The organism is Aeromonas allosaccharophila (assembly GCF_000819685.1).
GTDB lineage: Bacteria > Pseudomonadota > Gammaproteobacteria > Enterobacterales > Aeromonadaceae > Aeromonas > Aeromonas allosaccharophila.
The window spans coordinates 93,403-111,226 of the sequence record NZ_CDBR01000053.1; the positions used below are offsets into that span (position 1 = coordinate 93,403).

12 protein-coding genes are annotated in these 17,824 nt (G+C 58.1%); 4 read left to right on the forward strand and 8 right to left on the reverse strand.

The genetic code is table 11. The features are described from left to right. Position 1 precedes the first annotated feature (1 nt). The 5 genes from BN1115_RS10275 to BN1115_RS10295 all read right to left on the reverse strand — a co-directional run bounded on the left by BN1115_RS10275 (position 2) and on the right by BN1115_RS10295 (position 6,083). Positions 2-340 (reverse strand): DUF3302 domain-containing protein, encoded by a 339-nt coding sequence (locus BN1115_RS10275; protein WP_042657083.1) that lies wholly within the window; start codon positions 338-340, stop codon positions 2-4. Positions 341-561: 221 nt separating this feature from the next. Beyond that, on the reverse strand, positions 562-1,983 hold the full coding sequence (locus tag BN1115_RS10280) for a carbon starvation CstA family protein (RefSeq protein WP_042657084.1): 1,422 nt from the start codon (positions 1,981-1,983) through the stop codon (positions 562-564). 139 nt (positions 1,984-2,122) lie between these two features. Beyond that, the gene (gene btsR, locus BN1115_RS10285) at positions 2,123-2,827 is read right to left on the reverse strand and encodes a two-component system response regulator BtsR (protein ID WP_042657085.1); all 705 of its coding nucleotides are present in this window, start codon (positions 2,825-2,827) and stop codon (positions 2,123-2,125) included. Further along, positions 2,824-4,494, reverse strand: coding sequence for a sensor histidine kinase (locus BN1115_RS10290; RefSeq protein ID WP_042657086.1), 1,671 nt, complete (start codon positions 4,492-4,494; stop codon positions 2,824-2,826). The genes btsR and BN1115_RS10290 overlap by 4 nt, the downstream gene beginning before the upstream one ends. Before the next feature lie 353 nt (positions 4,495-4,847). Beyond that, positions 4,848-6,083 carry a cyclic di-GMP phosphodiesterase gene (locus BN1115_RS10295; RefSeq protein WP_042657087.1) on the reverse strand — a complete coding sequence of 412 codons (1,236 nt, stop codon included), beginning with the start codon at positions 6,081-6,083 and terminating at the stop codon, positions 4,848-4,850. A 229-nt stretch (positions 6,084-6,312) separates the two neighbouring features. Here BN1115_RS10295 and BN1115_RS10300 point away from each other — a divergent pair, with 229 nt between their 5' ends. After that, on the forward strand, positions 6,313-7,929 hold the full coding sequence (locus tag BN1115_RS10300; RefSeq protein WP_042657088.1) for a phosphoethanolamine transferase: 1,617 nt from the start codon (positions 6,313-6,315) through the stop codon (positions 7,927-7,929). Between the two features lie 71 nt (positions 7,930-8,000). Here BN1115_RS10300 and nagC read toward each other — a convergent pair whose 3' ends face one another. The 3 genes from nagC to nagB are packed head-to-tail and all read right to left on the reverse strand — an operon-like array spanning position 8,001 to position 11,175. Next, positions 8,001-9,215 (reverse strand): DNA-binding transcriptional regulator NagC, encoded by a 1,215-nt coding sequence (gene nagC, locus BN1115_RS10305; protein ID WP_042657089.1) that lies wholly within the window; start codon positions 9,213-9,215, stop codon positions 8,001-8,003. Between the two features lie 4 nt (positions 9,216-9,219). Beyond that, positions 9,220-10,365 carry an N-acetylglucosamine-6-phosphate deacetylase gene (gene nagA, locus BN1115_RS10310; protein ID WP_042657090.1) on the reverse strand — a complete coding sequence of 382 codons (1,146 nt, stop codon included), beginning with the start codon at positions 10,363-10,365 and terminating at the stop codon, positions 9,220-9,222. Positions 10,366-10,374: 9 nt separating this feature from the next. Further along, positions 10,375-11,175: a glucosamine-6-phosphate deaminase gene (gene nagB / locus BN1115_RS10315; protein WP_042057494.1), complete on the reverse strand. Its 801-nt coding sequence runs from the start codon at positions 11,173-11,175 to the stop codon at positions 10,375-10,377. A 273-nt stretch (positions 11,176-11,448) separates the two neighbouring features. Here nagB and nagE point away from each other — a divergent pair, with 273 nt between their 5' ends. The 3 genes from nagE (at position 11,449) to glnS (ending at position 17,727) form a co-directional block, all read left to right on the forward strand. Continuing rightward, on the forward strand, positions 11,449-12,927 hold the full coding sequence (nagE, locus tag BN1115_RS10320; RefSeq protein WP_042657091.1) for an N-acetylglucosamine-specific PTS transporter subunit IIBC: 1,479 nt from the start codon (positions 11,449-11,451) through the stop codon (positions 12,925-12,927). Positions 12,928-13,047: 120 nt separating this feature from the next. Next, positions 13,048-15,711 carry a beta-N-acetylhexosaminidase gene (locus tag BN1115_RS10325; RefSeq protein WP_042657092.1) on the forward strand — a complete coding sequence of 888 codons (2,664 nt, stop codon included), beginning with the start codon at positions 13,048-13,050 and terminating at the stop codon, positions 15,709-15,711. 354 nt (positions 15,712-16,065) lie between these two features. Then, positions 16,066-17,727, forward strand: coding sequence for a glutamine--tRNA ligase (gene glnS, locus BN1115_RS10330; protein ID WP_042657093.1), 1,662 nt, complete (start codon positions 16,066-16,068; stop codon positions 17,725-17,727). Positions 17,728-17,824: the final 97 nt, after the last annotated feature.

A 17,824-nucleotide genomic window follows, 5' to 3' on the forward strand; every position in this document is an offset into this window, starting at 1 on the left:
TTTATCCCTGTTGCTCACTCTGTTCGATAGTGTTGATACGGCTCTTCAGATCGGCCAGCTCCTGCTTGAGGGCGGCCAGATCGTCTTCATCTTTTTCCAGCCGTTGGCTAAAGCCCCAGCCGCGATCCGGCCGATAGAGGGTTGCCCAGATCCAGAGGAAGGGCCACAACACATGCAGGGTAAACAGGCTGACCCAACCCGCGACATGAATAGCGTCCTGATGAGGGTGATTCCGGTGTTTGGCAATATCGTAGGGAATATCGTGGATCACGATGACTCCATAAAAAATGACCAGCCCGACAAAGACGAGCAGGCCAAGAGCAAAATAATCAAGGGCCATTTATAACCTCCACTGGCATGACGCGCAGCTTAATCATGGGTTCCAACAAGCGCTAAAGCAATTAAGAATCACATATTTATCGTTATTTCGCACGGAATCTTAAGCGCTTTCGCTGTATTGAAGCTGAAGCCATCACACAGTTTTGTTATTACTCTATTTGTCATTAAAAAAGGCGCCATAAGGCGCCTTTTTATGCTGTTTTTTGCAGCATTTTTTGCGTATTACCCTTCACTGGCACGGCTGACCAGCGGTTGGCGGAATTTCACCAGGAAGGCAACGGTAATCACTGCGGTGGCGGCCAGACCGATGATGGTGGAGATCCCCATCTCCAGCCCGAACCCGATGGGGGCGTTGGCCAGATAAGTGAACACCACGGCGGTCATGAACATGGCGGGAATGGTGCAGACCCAGTGCAGCTTGCCCTCTTTGATGAGGAAGGCAGCCGCAGCCCACAGCATGATGACGGCGGTGGTCTGGTTGGCCCAGCCGAAGTAGCGCCAGATCACCCCGAATTCAGCCTTGGAGATGATAAAACCAAGGATAAACATGGGGATGGCAATCAGCAGACGCTTGGCCAGCGGCTTCTGGGTCATCTTCAGGAAGTCCGCCACGATCAGACGAGCACTGCGAAACGCGGTGTCACCAGAGGTGATGGGCAGGATCACCACGCCGAGGATGGCCAGAATGCCACCGACTGTGCCGAGCAGGCTGGTGGAGACTTCGTGTACCACGGCTGCCGGGCCGCCGTTGGCCATGGTAGCGTTGAGTGCTTCGGTGCTGTCGTAGAAGGAGAGACCCAGGGTGCACCAGATAAGGGCGATGATCCCTTCACCGATCATTGCACCGTAGAAGATGAAGCGGCCGGATTTTTCGTTCTGCATGCAGCGCGCCATCAGCGGTGACTGGGTGGCGTGGAAGCCGGATACCGCGCCACAGGCGATGGTGATGAACAGCAGCGGCCACAGTGGCAGTTCGGTCGGGTGCAGGTTGGAGAAGTCCATCCCGGTGTTGTAGAAGCCTTTGCCGGAGGCGATCAGGCCAACGATGAGGCCGACCGACATGAAGACCAGCAGGGCGCCGAAGATGGGATAGAAGCGACCGATGATCTTGTCGATGGGGACTATGGTCGCGAGGATGTAGTAGGCAAAAATTGCCACAATCCAGTAGACCAGATCGGTGGAGGTGAGGTTGGCGAGCAGCCCTGCCGGGCTCAGCACGAATACCACGCCCACCAGCATCAGCAGCACTACGGCAAACAGGTTCATGAAGTGCTTGGCGGCGGTGCCCAGATGTTCACCGACCACGGTCGGCACCGAGGCACCCTTGGCGCGCACCGACAGCATGCCGGAGAAGTAGTCGTGTACCGCACCGGCGAAGATGCAGCCAAAGACGATCCAGAGCATGGCGACCGGACCGTAGAGGGCACCGAGGATCGGGCCGAAGATGGGGCCGACGCCTGCGATGTTGAGCAGTTGCACCAGATAGACTTTTTTGTCCGACATGGGGACATAGTCCACCCCGTCAGCCATGGTAATGGCGGGGGTTTTCAGCTCGGGTTTCGGGCCAAATATCCGCTCGATGAACTTGCCATATATGAAGTAGCCGGCCACAAGCAAGCCGACACAGAGGAAGAACCAGATCATTGTTACGCTCCTGCATTGTTATTTTTTAGTGTGCAGAGCGAGTCTAAAACGGTTGCGCCTGTCTGGCAGGTGAAACCACCCGAGCGGCGTTTTGGCGCGCCGAGCGGTCGGCGGCTGTGATCAGGCGCACACTCTTGGCTCAGTCCAGTCCCAGCTGATCCTTCAGTTCCTTGAGATAGCGGCGGCTGACCGGCACCCGGGCGCCGCTTGGGGTGACGATTTCCGCCAGCTGGTTATCCAGCAGCCGGATCTCGAAGATGGCGTTGGGGGAGACCAGATACTGGCGGTGGCAGCGCAGCAGCGGACTCTTTTCTTCCAGAGATTTGAGGGTGAGCTGGGTGTGGAACAGCTCGCCCTGACAAGCCACATGGACGCCACCGAGATCGGAGAAGGCATACTCCACCTGTGCGATGGGCAGCAACCTGACCCGATTGTGCAGATAGCCCGGAATGTGTTCGATGGTGGGGGCCAGCCGCTCGATGGGCTGCGGGGAGATATCCTGCTTGAGGCGAGCGAGGGTTTTGGCGAGGCGCGCGGGCTCCACCGGTTTGAGCAGGTAGTCGAAGGCGTTCTCTTCGAAGGCCTGAATGGCATACTCGTCAAAGGCGGTGACAAAGACGATGCGGGGTAGGGGATCGAGCATGGCAACCAGTTCCATACCGCTCAGCTTGGGCATCTGGATATCGAGGAACACCACGTCGGGCTTGAGCCGTTGAATAAGCGGCAGCGCCTCGATGGCGTTGGCCGCTTCCCCGACTATCTCGATGGCGGGATCGCAGGCAAGGAGCTGTTTCAGCTCCTCACGGGCGTAGAGTTCGTCATCGACAATCAGGGTGCGGATCATGGTTGCTCCTTGGGGATGGTGAACGAAACCCGGGTCCACTGCTCCGGCTCGCAGTTAATGGTCACGCCATAACGTTCGCCAAAGGCACTCTTCAATCGCCGGTCGACGATGGTCATGCCAAGACCATCGCCAGCGGGGCGCGCTTGCCAGGCACCGGCGTTGTCTTCCACATGGATGGTGACGCTGGCGGGCTGTTCCTCGGTCCAGAGGCGAATGCGCCCCTGCGCCAGCAGGGTCGAGATGCCGTGCTTGATGGCATTCTCGATCAGTGGTTGCAGGGTGAAGCTGGGTAGCCGCAGTGTGGCCAGATGGGGCGGAATGTCGTTTATCACCGTCAGCCGATCGCCAAAGCGGGCCAGCTCGATCTCCAGATAGGATTGGCAGTGCTCCTGCTCCTCCTGCAGGGTGGCAAGACCGCTCTGGCGCTTGAGGTTCTTGCGAAAGAACAGCGACAGATGCAGCAGCAGGTCTCGCGCCTTGTCCGGATCGCGCCGGGTGATGGCACTGATGGTGTTGAGGGTGTTGAACAGAAAGTGGGGGTTGATCTGGGCCTGGATAAGTTTCAACTCGGACTGCACCAGCAGCCGCTGATGCTGCTCCAGCCGACCGGCCAGCAACTGCTGTGACAGCAGGTTGGCAATCCCTTCCCCCAGGGTGTGGTTGATCTTGAGAAACAGCCGTTTCTTCGGCTCGTAGAGCTTGATGGTGCCGATCACCCCCTTGTCTCCCTGCAGCGGGATCACCAGCACCGAGCCCAACTGGCAAGCGGGGGAGAGGCTGCAGCGATAGGGCTGGCTGTTGCCATCGGCAAACAGCACCTTGTTGTGGGCGATGGCCTTCATGGTGATGGCCGATGCAATGGGGGTGCCCGGCAGATGGTGATCTTCCCCGGTGCCGATAAAGGCGAGGATCTTCTCGGTGTCCGTGATGGCGACTGCCCCTACGCCAGTCTCTTCCTGAATGATGCGGGCAATCTTGCTGCTCGCCTCTGGCGTAAAGCCCTGACTCATGGTCCCCACGGTGCGGTTGGCGATATTGAGCGCCTTGGCGGAGAAGACTCGGGAGAACTTCTCATACATCCGCTGCTGGTCGCGGATCATGCTGATAAAGAGCGCCGCGCCACAGGAGTTGGCCAGGATCATCGGGGTCGCGATGGTGCGCACCAGCAGCAGGGATTTGTCGAACGGGGTTGCCACCAGCAGGATGATTATCATCTGCAGGATCTCGGCGTAGAGGGTGGTAAAGAAGGCGATGCGCGGTTCAAACAGGGCGTCCGTTCGTCCCGAGCGCATCAGCCGCCAGTGCACAATGCCCCCGAGCAACCCCTCGCAGGTGGTGGAGATGGCGCAGGCGAGATCAGTAAATCCCCCCAGCGTATAGCGGTGCAGACCGCCGGTCAGTCCCACCAGAAAGCCCACCAGCGGGCCCCCCAGCAACCCTCCGAGCACGGCGCCGACCGCCCGGGTGTTGGCGATGGCATCGTCGATATCGAGGCCCACATAGGTGCCGAGGATACAAAAGCTGGAAAAGATGATGTATATCAGTATCTTGTGAGGTAGTCTCACCGAATAGTTGGCAAGTGGGCGCAGCAGCGGGCTCTTCGAGAAGAGATAGGCGATCACCAGGCTGACGCTCATCTGTTGCAGCAAGGAGAGGACCAACTGCATAAAAAACGCTCCTCATAAGCCAGCCGAAAAAATCACCAGCCCGTGAATAAGTGTGATCAGGATCTTGTTCTGTTGGCCCACATGGCCGCAATCGGCGGTCAGTTTGCCAGAACAAGTGAATAAAACCATATTAAATCAGCACGTTAAATTGATATTTGTGTAAGCGACAGCGGGTTGGTATTGATGGATAGAGCATGAATGTATCCGCTGGATACGCCACACGGAGGTGGCATGCTCCGCCCGGCCCCTTGGCTGGGCGTTTTTTATACATGGTCAGATGGCAACCTTCCGATGGGAGTTCGAGCAATTATTCCGGTTTGTCCAATGAGTTATCCCCAGCTTCTGGGGATAACTCAGAAGGCAAAGTAGTAGCAGAAGCGGCGGGTCAGGTTGAAGAACTGCCGTTGTCCCTCATCCAGCTCATCCTGTTTGATAAAGGAGGTGATAGTGCGCTCGTCTTCCCGCAGATCGATCATGGCCACCCCTTCGGGCCGCTGGGCCTTGATATAGGGCAGGATCTTCGGTTTGAGGGGCATGGTGGGCTCGGTGGAGAGCACCAGCGCGATGCTCTCGTCGGAGAGTTTCACCAGCGATCCCGGCGGATAGACCCCCAGCACCTTGACCAACAACTTGACCAGATTCTGGTCGAATTTCTTCTGGGATAACTTGTAGAGCTGACTGATGGCCTGACTCGGCGCGGCCGGGTTGCCGCTATTGCGGGGATGGAGCAGCTCGTCGTAGAAGTCGACCAGCCCGATCAACCGAGCCAGCGGCGGGATCTCCCCGCCCTTGATCCCGAGCGGATAACCGCTGCCATCGAGTCGCTCGTGGTGCAGATGGGCGACCTGACGGATTTTCGGCTCAAAGGCGTTGAGCTGGGTCAGCATCTCCAGCCCGTACTGGGGATGCATATTGAGGAAGTTCTGCTCGGCCTTGCTGAGATCGCCGCGTTTCTGGGTGATCTGACTCGGGATTTTCAGCTCGCCGATGTCGTGGATAAGTCCCGCAAGCCCGGCCTCCTCCAGTTCGATGGGGTTCATCCCCAGCTCGCGCGCCATCAGCATGGCGATAAAGGCAACGTTGAGACTGTGCTGCAGCAAGATGTCGGTGTGGGGGCTGCGAATAAGGTGCAGTCCGAGGGGTCCTTCGTGCTGACTGAGGGTGAAAGCGGCATTGCGGACGATCTGGGCGGTGTTGGCCAGCCCTTCATCCGGTTTGAGATTGAGCGCCCCGAGCGCATCGCGCAGATCGCTCATGGACTGGCCAAAGGCTTTGTCGGCGGCGCGCATGGAGCGGCGAAAGGCTTTCTCATCAAAAGAGGGTGGGCCCGAGGCAATCAGCTCTTCCAACTCGTCAAGATCGGGCCCTGCATCGGGAATATCACCGCGCAGCAGCGGCTCGATGGGTAGATCGCTCTTGTCGGGGTCGACCATCAGCAGGGTGAGATCAAGGTGACGGATAATGTCGAGCTGCTGCTGATCCTTGATCTTGAAGGTATTGAACATAAAAGGGTGGTTAGTCCATCCCGTGGGGAGATGGATATAGTGGCCTACTCTCAACTGCTCTATGGAAGCCTGGATCAGTGCCATCGGTTAACCTGCATTTCGTGAATGCCTACTCAACAAGCTAGCAAAATCCGATGGATAGACAACTAAAAATCCATTTCGGGACCGCGGAGCACCCCGTGCTGTGATGGGGCGCACGAGCCCCCTGCTTTCCCTCTTAATTCGCTCTTAAGTTTTACTTCCTACGCTGGCTCCATCGTTTTGTTGGCTTGACCGGCCCCTTGCGCTGCTGGCAGGTATGTAGGAGTTGTTTATGCGAGTAACCTTCGGTGTACTGCAGACCAATCTATTACTGGTGCTTTTTTTTGCCCTGGTACTGAACTGGCCGATCTTTTTGCATTTTTATACGGTGCTCAGCGCCCTGACCCATGTCAAAGCCGGATTTGCCATCTCGATCCCGCTGGTGCTGAGCGCGGCGCTCAATGCCGTGTTTATTCCCTTCACGTTCCGGTTTGTGCTCAAGCCCTTTTTTACCGTGCTCATTCTGACTGGCTCCATCGTCAGCTACGCCATGCTCAAATACGGCGTCATCTTTGATGCCGGCATGATCCAGAACATAGTGGAGACCAACAGTGGTGAGGCGGGGGCCTATTTGAATGGCTCGGTTGCGCTCTGGTTTATGCTGACCGGGCTGTTGCCTGTTCTGGTGCTCTGGTCACTGCGGATCCGCTATCCGGCTCGCTGGTATCAGGGGTTGGCGTTGCGGGCTGGTGCACTGGCTATCTCTCTGCTGTTTATCGGGGGCGTCGCGTCACTTTACTATCAGGATTACGCTTCGGTCGGGCGCAACAACAAGTCGCTGGCCAAAGAGATTGTGCCTGCCAACTATGTGCACGGCCTCTACAAATATGGGCGGGATGTGCTGTTTGCCACGCCGATCCCCTACCAGCACTTGGGAACCGATGCCAAGGTGGTGGCACGGGGAAGCAAGCCGACTTTGATGTTCCTGGTGGTGGGGGAGACGGCGCGCAGCCAGAACTACTCCCTTAACGGGTATGGCAAGGCGACCAACAGCTTTACGGCAAAAGAGCAGGGAGTGGTGTCGTTCAGGAATGTGCGCTCTTGCGGTACAGCAACAGCCGTTTCGGTGCCCTGCATGTTCTCCAACCTCACGCGCCGTGGCTACGATGACCAGCTTGCCAGCTCCCGTGACGGCCTGCTCGATGTGCTGCAACATGCCGGAGTCTCGGTATTGTGGAAAGAGAACGATGGCGGCTGCAAAGGGGTGTGCCGCAATGTGCCGACCATCGAGATCCTTCCCAAATCCTATCCTGCGCTCTGTCAGGGGGAGTCTTGCTATGACGAGGTGCTGCTGGAGGGGCTGGATCAACAGATTGCAGGCATGAAGGGCAACAAGCTGGTGGCCTTTCATCTGATGGGCAGCCATGGCCCGACCTATTTCCGTCGTTACCCTGCCAGCGAGCGCGTCTTTATGCCGGACTGCCCGCGTAGCGACATTGAAAACTGCAGCAACGAAGAGCTGGTCAACACCTATGACAACACCATCCGCTACACCGATAAGGTGGTGGGACTGCTGATAGACAAGCTCAAGTCGCTGGAGAGCCAGTACGATGTGGGGCTGGTCTATCTCTCCGATCACGGCGAATCCCTTGGGGCCATGGGGCTCTATCTGCACGGCACGCCCTACAAGTTTGCGCCGGATGATCAGACCCGGGTGCCGCTGCTGACCTGGTTCTCGCCTCAGTTACAGGCCGATCGCCAGCTGGATATGGGTTGCCTGGCAGCGGAGGCGAGCAGTCAGCGTTTCTCCCATGACAACCTCTTTCACTCCATGCTGGGGATCATGGATGTGCAGACGAGTGTTTACGACAACAAGCTGGATCTGTTCAAGCCATGTCGGGCGGGCTAAACCGCTAGCAAGCACACAATAGAAAACGGCAGCCAGTGGCTGCCGTTTTGTTATCTCGCAAGATCAGTGTCTTACTTCTGCTCCATGATGATCTGTAGCAGATCTCCCTCCAACAGGGCGCGCTTGACCAGCGCAAAGCCGCCATAGGTCGGCTGGTTCTGGAAGCGGGCTTTCACGATGGGCAGGCCACGGTGGAAGCTCGGCAGGGATTGATGCTCGACGCAGCGACGGATGGCCGGGAAGAGGATCTCTTCGGCGGCGGTGATTTCGCCGGCGATCAGCACCTTCTGCGGGTTGAACAGGTTGACCGTGATGGCCACGGCTCGTCCCAGATGCTCACCCACGTTCTCGATGACACTGCGGGCCAGTTCATCGCCTGCCAGCGCAGCCTTGCACACCTCCTGAATGGTGATGTGCTTCTCTTGCAGCGCGCTCTGGTGACCGCGGCTGATGAGCTCCTTCACCTTGTCGATGATCGCTTCGTTGGAGGCGATGGTCTCGAGGCAGCCGAAGTTGCCACAGTGGCAGCGCTTGCCGAGCGGCTCGACCTGGATATGGCCGATCTCGCCGACGTTGCGGTTCTGACCGAGGAACACCTGACCCTTGGTGATGATCCCCGAGCCCGTCCCCTGGTGGACACTCACCAGAATGGAGTCCATGCAGTCGCGGGACTCTCCGAAGAAGTGTTCGGCCAGCGCCAGCGAGCGGGTGTCGTTGCCCACGTAGCAGGGGAGGTTGAAGTGGTTCTCAAGCAGCTTCGCCAGTCCCAGATTGCGGATCTGGTACTTGGGGGTGTAGATGACCATGCCGGATTCCGGGTTAACCAGACCCGGCATGGTCAGCGCGATGCTGATCAGGTTGCGGCTGCGTTCGCGGTTGGCATCGATAAAGGCGCCAATCTCCCGCAGCAGCATGTCGACCACGGGTTGCTGGTCGATCTCGGTCACCTGAGTGACGTGCTGGTCGAGCTCCTTGCCATCGAGGTCATAGAGACTCAGTTGCAGGTAGCCACGGCCCAGCTTGGCAGAGACAAACTGAAAGCGTTGTTTGATGGTGGTCAACGAGATGGCCCGCCGCCCGCCGGTAGAGGCTTGCGGTGAGGTCTCCTTGATCAGGCCATGCTCGATCAGTTGCCGGGTTATCTTGGTCACGCTGGCCGGGGCCAGCTGACTCAACTCGGCAATCTTGACCCGGGAGATGGGGCCTTGCAGGTCAATGAGCCGATATACGGCGGCACTGTTCACCTGCTTGATAAGATCTACGTTTGCTATTTGTCCGCCAGTCATGATGTCACTGTTGTGTGTAGTGTCCGTTAACCACGGTCCCACGGACCGTGAAGTCCTGATCGAAGACAGTGAGGTTGGCTACTTTACCGACCTGGATACTACCGAGACGTGAGTCCCATCCAATGGCGCGAGCGGGGTAGAGGCTGGCCATTCTCAGTGCTTCATCGAGCGGTAATCCGACCTGCTTGACCAGATTTTCCACCCCCTCAATCATGGTGAGGGAGGAACCGCCGAGTGTACCATTCTCGTCGACACACTGACCATCGCGTAAAAAGACGGTGGTGCCACAAAAATCAAATTTCTCAAAGCCTTCCGGCGCACCGGCAGCGGCGGTGGCGTCGGTGACCAGCACCAGTCGCTCACCCAGCACCTTGTGTGCCAGTCGTACGTTGGCCCAGTGAACGTGGTGACCATCGACGATGATGCCGGCATAGACATCCTTGCGGTCATAGATGGCACCCACCACGCCTGGCTCACGACCGTTGAGGGTCGGGGTCATGGCGTTGTAGAGGTGGGTCGCAAAGCGGATCCCATTATCGAATCCGGCCATCGCCTGATCGTAACTGGCGGCAGTGTGACCGGCCGAGACCAGAATGCCCGCGTCCACCAGACGGCGGATATGGGCTGGCTCGTTGCGCTCCGGCGCTAGGGTGATCTTGGTGATGGCATCCGCGTTGGCGCAGAAGAAGTCGATCATCTCGTCCGCTGGCTGGCGAATTTGCGCGGCAGGGTGGATCCCCTTGCGCTTGAGGTTGGTGTAGGGCCCTTCCAGATGGACGCCCAGCACCTCGTTGGGGTTGGCCGCCATGTAGTCGCGGGTGACCGCAACGGCCTGCTTCATGTCGGCATCCGGACTGGTGATCAGGGTCGGCAGGAAGCTGGTGGTACCGGATTTGAGGTTGGCGGCCTGCATGGTCGCCAGGGTCTCGGTGGTGATGTCGGTGTTGAACATCACCCCGCCACAGCCGTTGAGCTGCACGTCGATAAAACCGGCGGTCAGGTTGGCGCCCTTGAGGTCAATCTGCTCGATGCCCGCTGGCAGCTCGGCCAGGTGAGAGATGGCGACAATCTTGTCGCCCTCGACAAGCACCCCGTAGCCGGTCAGCACGCAGCTGCCGGTGTAGAGGGTGCAGTTGGTCAATGCGTACATGACGACTCCTTACAGACGGCCGATATTGGCGGCTTCCAGCTGCTGGAAGTAGCGGACGGTCTTGACCTTGAGCTCCATGGTGGAGGGCTCGTCGCACACCATCATTCCCTTCGGATGCAGTTGCAGGGTGGAGATGGTCCACATGTGGTTGACACTGCCTTCCACGGCGGCTTGCAGGGCCAGTGCCTTGCTGTGACCGGTCACCAGGATCATGATCTCTTCGGCATCCATCAAGGTGCCGACACCCACGGTCAGCGCCAGCTTGGGCACCTGCTCCATGTCGCCGCCAAAGAAGCGGGAGTTGGCGATGCGGGTATCTTCGGTCAGGGTCTTGACCCGGGTGCGGGAGGAGAGGGAAGAGGCCGGCTCGTTGAATGCGATGTGGCCGTCGTTACCCACGCCACCCATGAACAGGTGGATCTTGCCGTAGGACTTGATCTTCTCTTCGTAGCGCTTGCACTCGGCCACCAGATCGTCGGCATTGCCGTTGAGGATGTTGATGTTCTCGGGGCGAATGTCGATGTGACAGAAGAAGTTGTTGTGCATGAAGCTGTGGTAGCTCTCCGGGTGATCTTCCGGCAGGCCGACGTACTCGTCCATGTTGAAGGTGACCACGTTCTGGAAGCTCACTTCACCGGCTTTGTGCAACTCGATCAGGCGCTTGTAGGTGTTGAGCGGAGTACCACCGGTAGGCAGACCCAGTACGAAGGGGCGATCCGCCGTCGGCTTGAACGCGTTGATGCGGTCAACGATGTAACGGGCAGACCAGAGGCCTACTTGGCTGGCAGATTTCAACGGGATCAGGCGCATGATGGATACCTCTGTTTCGGGTTGCGACCGGGTTGGCGGTGGCAATTGGCTAAGACGGATTCAAGTTGTTTTATAGCGTAAATAAAGATTGCGAACTAAGCCACATCTATCCACCACCTTTATCTTGTTTGGGTGATAACGATCACGATTATTGGTTTATTAATTTGCGCAGCGAAATAAAAGCCCTAGACTGCCAATCAAGCCTTGATGGCTTATGCGTCAAACGTGATAAGCACTTAATTTCTAGAAAAACATTAACTAAGGAGAGGAACCGTGAACATTCTCGGTTATTTGCAAAAGATCGGCCGTGCCCTGATGGTGCCGGTAGCGGTATTGCCTGCCGCAGCGATCCTGATGGGGGTTGGCTACTGGATTGACCCGAATGGTTGGGGTGGTGACAGCGCGCTGGCTGCCTTCCTGATTAAGGCGGGTGCAGCCATTATCGATAACATGTCCGTACTGTTCGCAGTCGGTGTCGCTTACGGTATGTCCAAGGATAAAGACGGTTCTGCTGCCCTGGCAGGTCTGGTCGGCTTCCTGGTTGTTACCACCCTGCTGAGCCCGGGTGCTGTGGCCCAGATCAAGAGCATCCCGGTGGATCAGGTTCCTGCCGCGTTTGCCAAGATCAGCAACCAGTTCGTCGGTATCCTGTGTGGTGTTATCGCCGCTGAGCTGTACAACCGCTTCAGCAGCGTCGAACTGCACAAGGCACTCTCCTTCTTCTCCGGTCGTCGTCTGGTACCGATCGTAACTTCCGTCGTGATGATCGTCGTCTCCTTCATCCTGATGGCGGTATGGCCGGCAATCTACGGTGGTCTGGTCTCCTTCGGTGAATCCATCGTGAGCCTGGGTTCCACTGGCGCCGGTATCTACGCCTTCTTCAACCGTCTGCTGATCCCGATTGGTCTGCACCACGCCCTGAACTCCGTGTTCTGGTTCAACGTGGCCGGTATCAACGACATCCCGAACTTCCTGGGTGGTCAGGTTACCATCGATGCCGCGCTGGCCGCTGGCAAGAGCCTGGATCAGGTGAAAGGCGTGGTCGGTATGTACCAGGCTGGCTTCTTCCCCATCATGATGTTCGGTCTGCCGGGTGCCGCTCTGGCCATCTACCACTCCGCCAAGAAAGAGAACAAAGAGAAAGTTGCTTCCATCATGATCGCAGCTGCCTTTGCCTCCTTCTTCACCGGTGTAACCGAGCCGCTCGAGTTCTCCTTCATGTTCGTGGCGCCGGTACTGTATGTCATCCACGCCGTACTGACCGGTATCTCCGTGTTCATCGCGGCCTCTATGCACTGGATGGCTGGTTTCGGCTTCAGTGCCGGCCTGGTGGATATGGTGCTCTCCAGCCGTAACCCGCTGGCGACCAACTGGTACATGCTGATTGCTCAGGGTCTGGTGTTCTTCGGCCTCTACTACGTGGTGTTCCGCGCAGTGATTGCCAAGCTGAACCTGAAAACCCCGGGTCGTGAGGAAGATGAGGACACAGCTCCGGCTGTCGCCCAATCTACCAACCGTACCGAGCTGGCCAAGCAATACCTGGAAGTGCTGGGTGGTCAAGAGAACCTGGTCTCCATCGATGCCTGCATCACCCGTCTGCGTCTGACTCTGAAAGACCGCAGCGTCGTCGATGAGCGCAAGCTGAAAGCCCTGGGTGCGGCCGGTGTGGTCAAACTCGGTGAGCAGAACCTGCAGGTGATTCTGGGCCCCTTGGCCGAAATCATCGCCGGTGAGATGAAAGCCCTGCGTTAATCGAGCACTCGCTCACCTCAAGTCTAAGTCCATTGTTGACATAACTAAGGGCCCCGCTCCGGGGCCCAATATAAAAAAGCCAAGAAAATCCAACCTTTACTTCAAATGAGAGCAGCAGTTATGAACTTGAAACATTCTCTGTTAGCCATTGCCATGTCTACCGTTTTTGCCGGCCCTGCGCTGGCAGCCGATGCCGCCAAGCAGGCCGTGGTCGACTCCCTCGCCAGTAACCTGGTGGTCAAGTATGAAGTGGTCACCAACGACGGTGCCGGTGCCGGCCTCGATTGCCAGGCGCTCGGTTCCGAGTGGGCGAGCTGCGGCGTTGCCAAGCTGCACCTGACCAACACCGGTGCTGACGTGACCTCCAAAGACTGGAGCATCTACGTCTCCTCCATCCGTCGTATCCAGCGTGTGGATAACGACCAGTTCACCATCACTCACCTGACCGGCGATCTTTATCGTTTGACGCCAACCGAGAAGTTCCAGGGCTTTGCCAAGGATGCCACGGTCGAAGTGCCGCTGGTGGTGGAATATTGGGTACTGTTCGAATCCGACATCATGCCGAACTGGTATGTCGCCAGCGAAGGTGCCGAGCCGAAAGTGCTGGCCAGCATGAGCAACATCGATGATGCCAGCACCTACGAGAAGCCGATGCCAGCCGATGGCTGGAAGCGCACCAAGGATGACAAGAACATCCTGATGAACAGCGAAACCCGTTTCGCGGCCAACCAGACCAGCGCGCTGCTGCCTGCTGGCAAGATTGAAAACCAGATCCTGCCAACCCCACTCAAGCAAGTGGTCAAGGCTGGCCCGCAGGTTGACTTCTCTACCATCAAACTCAATGCCCTGGACTTGCCGAGCGATCGCGCCGAGGCCCTGAAGGCTCAACTGACCAAGCTGGGTGTTACCCTCTCCGACACCGGCTACCCAGTGACCATCAAGCTCGGCAGCAAGCTCAAGCAGGCTGAAGGCTATGACATGACCATCGGTCAGAAAGGCACCGTGATCCAGGGTCGCGACATCGACGGGGCATTCTGGGGGGCGCAATCCCTGATCTCCCTGCTGGGTGTTGATGACAAGCTGGTGAGCCCGATGACCGTCGAGGATGCGCCGCGCTTTGAATACCGTGGCATGCAGACCGACGTGGCCCGTCATTTCCGCAGCCTGGATACCATGAAGACGCTGGTTGACCAGATGTCTGCGACCAAGCTCAACGTGCTGCACCTTGGCCTGACCAACGATGAAGGCTGGCGTCTGGAGATCCCGGGTCTGCCGGAATTGACCCAGGTCGGTAGCCAGCGTTGCCACGACGAGTCCGAAACCAAGTGCCTGATGCCGCAACTGGGTTCCGGCCCGACCAGCGACAACCAGGGTTCCGGTTTCTACAGCAAGTCTGACTACGTGGATCTGGTGCGTTATGCCAAGGCCCGCGGTGTGACCGTGGTGCCAGAGATCAACATGCCGGCCCACGCCCGTGCTGCCGTGGTCTCCATGGAAGCGCGCTACAAGCGTCTGATGGCGGAAGGCAAAGAAGCGGAAGCCAACCAGTTCCGTCTGACTGACCCGGCGGATACCTCCAACGTCACCTCGGTCCAGTTCTACGACAAGATGTCCTTCATCAACCCTTGCCAGCCGGGTGCTGCCACCTTCGTGGCCAAGGTAATGGATGAAGTTGCCCAGATGCACCAGGCCGCCGGCCAGCCGCTGACCGCATGGCACTACGGTGGTGATGAAGCGAAGAACATCATGCAGGGCGGTGGCTATCAGGATCCGGCCGTCACCAAGAAAGAAGAGCTGGTCGCCTGGAAAGGCAACGTCGACTCCAGCAAGCAGGACAAGCCGTTTGGCAAGTCCCCGATGTGCCAGAAGATGATCGACGATGGCAAGATCAAGGAAGTGGGCGAGCTGCCGGTTTACTTCGCCAAGGAAGTGGGCCAGATGGTCAAAGACCGTGGCTTCTCTACCCTGCAGGCGTGGGAAGATGGCCTGAAGTACGCCAGCGGTGCCAAAGACTTCGCCACCGACAACACCCGTGTCAACTTCTGGGAAACCCTCTACTGGGGTGGCTTCAACGAAGCGATGAAGTGGGCGCACAAGGGTTACGAAGTGGTGCTGTCCAACCCGGATTACCTCTACTTCGACTTCCCGAACGAAGTACATCCGGCTGAGCGTGGCTACTACTGGGCAACCCGTTTCAACGACACTCGCAAGGTGTTCGCCTTCGCCCCGGAAAACCTGCCGCAGAACGCCGAGACCTCGGTTGACCGCGACGGCAACGCCTTCGTGGCCAAGGGTGACCAGGATCCGGTCAAGTTCAAGGGGATCTCCGGTCAGCAGTGGAGTGAAACCGTGCGTACCGATGCTCAGTACGAGTACATGGTCTACCCGCGTATTTTCTCCGTGGCCGAGCGTGCCTGGCACAAAGGCGGCTTCGAGCTGGATTACGTGAAGAACCGCGAGTTCTCCGGCGAGACCAAGCATGTCAACAAGGCCACCCTCAACAAAGAGTGGAACCAGTTTGCCAACGTCCTGGGTCAGCGCGTGCTGCCGAAACTGGATCAGGCCGGTGTTGAATACCGCCTCTCCGTACCGGGTGCCAAAGTGGTGAACGGTGTGTTGGAAGCGAACGTGGACCTGCCGGGTCTGCCCATCCAGTACAGCCTGGACGGCAGCAACTGGAGTGCCTATGACGCCGCGGCCAAGCCGAGCGTGAATGGCAAGGTCTACCTGCGTACCACCAGCTTCGATGGCAAGCGCACCAGCCGCGTCACCGAACTGAACTGATAGCAGTCAACCGTTAATGCAAGGTGGGTCGCAAGACCCGCCTTTCCCAAGGGCGATGGCGTATCGGGTTTGGGAAAGGTTGACTGTGCGTGTGAGCCTTTGTTGTGTGTAATTGTCTGTTTTGTTTTTCATCACTTTCAGCCCCGCCTTGTGCGGGGCTTTTTTATCCATTTGCTGCGCAATGTGCCAACCCTGCCCGTTTTTAGTGGCGCAATGGCCGGGAAATGGCCCGGAAGTGCCAAATTCAGGTTGAGGCAGCGCCCGTAATGAGGGATCATACCCGGCTTGACGGCGGGGGGATGTAGGGTGCCAGCCGGCACAACTTCCGCCAGTGACGCTTTTTTGAGGTGAGCCATGAGTCAGGCGAACAGCCCAACTAACTTTATTCGTCAGATCATTGATGAAGATCTGGCCAGCGGTAAGCACAGCAGCGTGCATACCCGTTTTCCGCCCGAGCCGAACGGTTATCTCCATATCGGCCACGCCAAGTCCATCTGCCTGAACTTCGGCATCGCTCGTGACTATCAGGGCCAGTGCAACCTGCGTTTCGATGACACCAACCCGGCGAAGGAAGACATCGAGTTCGTAGAGTCCATCAAGCAGGACGTACAGTGGCTCGGCTTCCAGTGGAGCGGCGAGATCTGCTACTCCTCCGACTATTTCGACAAGCTGCACGGCTACGCCATCGAGCTGATTGAAAAGGGTCTGGCCTATGTGGACGAGCTCTCTCCCGAGCAGATGCGCGAGTACCGTGGCACCCTGACTGAAGCCGGCAAGAACAGCCCGTTCCGTGATCGCAGCGTGGAAGAGAACCTGGCGCTGTTTGCCAAGATGAAGAATGGCGAGTTTGCCGAAGGCACCGCCTGCCTGCGCGCCAAGATCGACATGGCATCTCCCTTCATGGTGATGCGTGATCCGGTTATCTACCGCATCAAGTTTGCCCACCACCACCAGACCGGTGACAAGTGGTGCATCTACCCGATGTATGACTTCACCCACTGTATCTCGGACGCGCTGGAAGGGATCACCCACTCCATCTGTACCTTGGAGTTCCAGGACAACCGTCGTCTGTACGACTGGGTGCTGGACAACATCACCATCGACTGCCACCCCCGTCAGTACGAGTTCTCTCGTCTGAACCTCGAATACACCGTCATGTCCAAGCGCAAGCTGAACCTGCTGGTGACCGAGAAGCACGTCGATGGTTGGGATGACCCGCGCATGCTGACCGTCTCCGGTCTGCGTCGTCGAGGTTACACTCCGGCCTCCATCCGCGAGTTCTGCAAGCGCATCGGCGTGACCAAGCAGGACAACATCGTCGAGATGAGCATGCTGGAAGCCTGCATCCGCGAAGACCTCAACGAGCATGCCCCGCGCGCCATGGCCGTGCTGCATCCGGTGAAAGTGGTTATCGAGAATCTGGCTGCCGATGAAGTGCTGACTGCCCCGGCCCACCCGAGCAATGCCGAGATGGGTACCCGCGAGCTGAACTTCACCCGCGAGATCTTCATCGACGAAGCGGACTTCAAAGAAGAGGCGAACAAGCAGTTCAAGCGTCTGGTGCTGGGCAAGGAAGTGCGCCTGCGCAATGCCTATGTGATCAAGGCCGAGCGCATCGAGAAAGATGCCGATGGCAAGGTCACCTGCATCTACTGCTCCTACGATCCCGAGACTCTGGGCAAGGATCCGGCCGATGGCCGCAAGGTGAAAGGGGTGATCCACTGGGTCAGCGCCACTCACTCCCTGCCGGCTGAAGTGCGTCTCTACGATCGTCTGTTCAAGGTCCCGAACCCGGGCGCCGAGGATGACTTCGAAGCCGCGCTGAACCCGGATTCACTGGTGATCATCGAGGGTGCCCGTGTCGAGGCTTCCCTGAAGAGCGCCCAGCCGGAGCAGGCTTACCAGTTCGAGCGTGAAGGCTACTTCTGCGCCGACAACAAGCTCTCCAGCCCGGAGCATCTGGTGTTCAACCGCACCGTTGCCCTGCGCGACTCCTGGGGCAAAGTCGAAGGCTAAACCTGTAGGGCAGGGGAGACCCTGCCCTGTGCGATGCCACGGCCTGCGCCGGACAATAAACCTGCGCCGGACAATAAAAAAGCCAGCTGATGCTGGC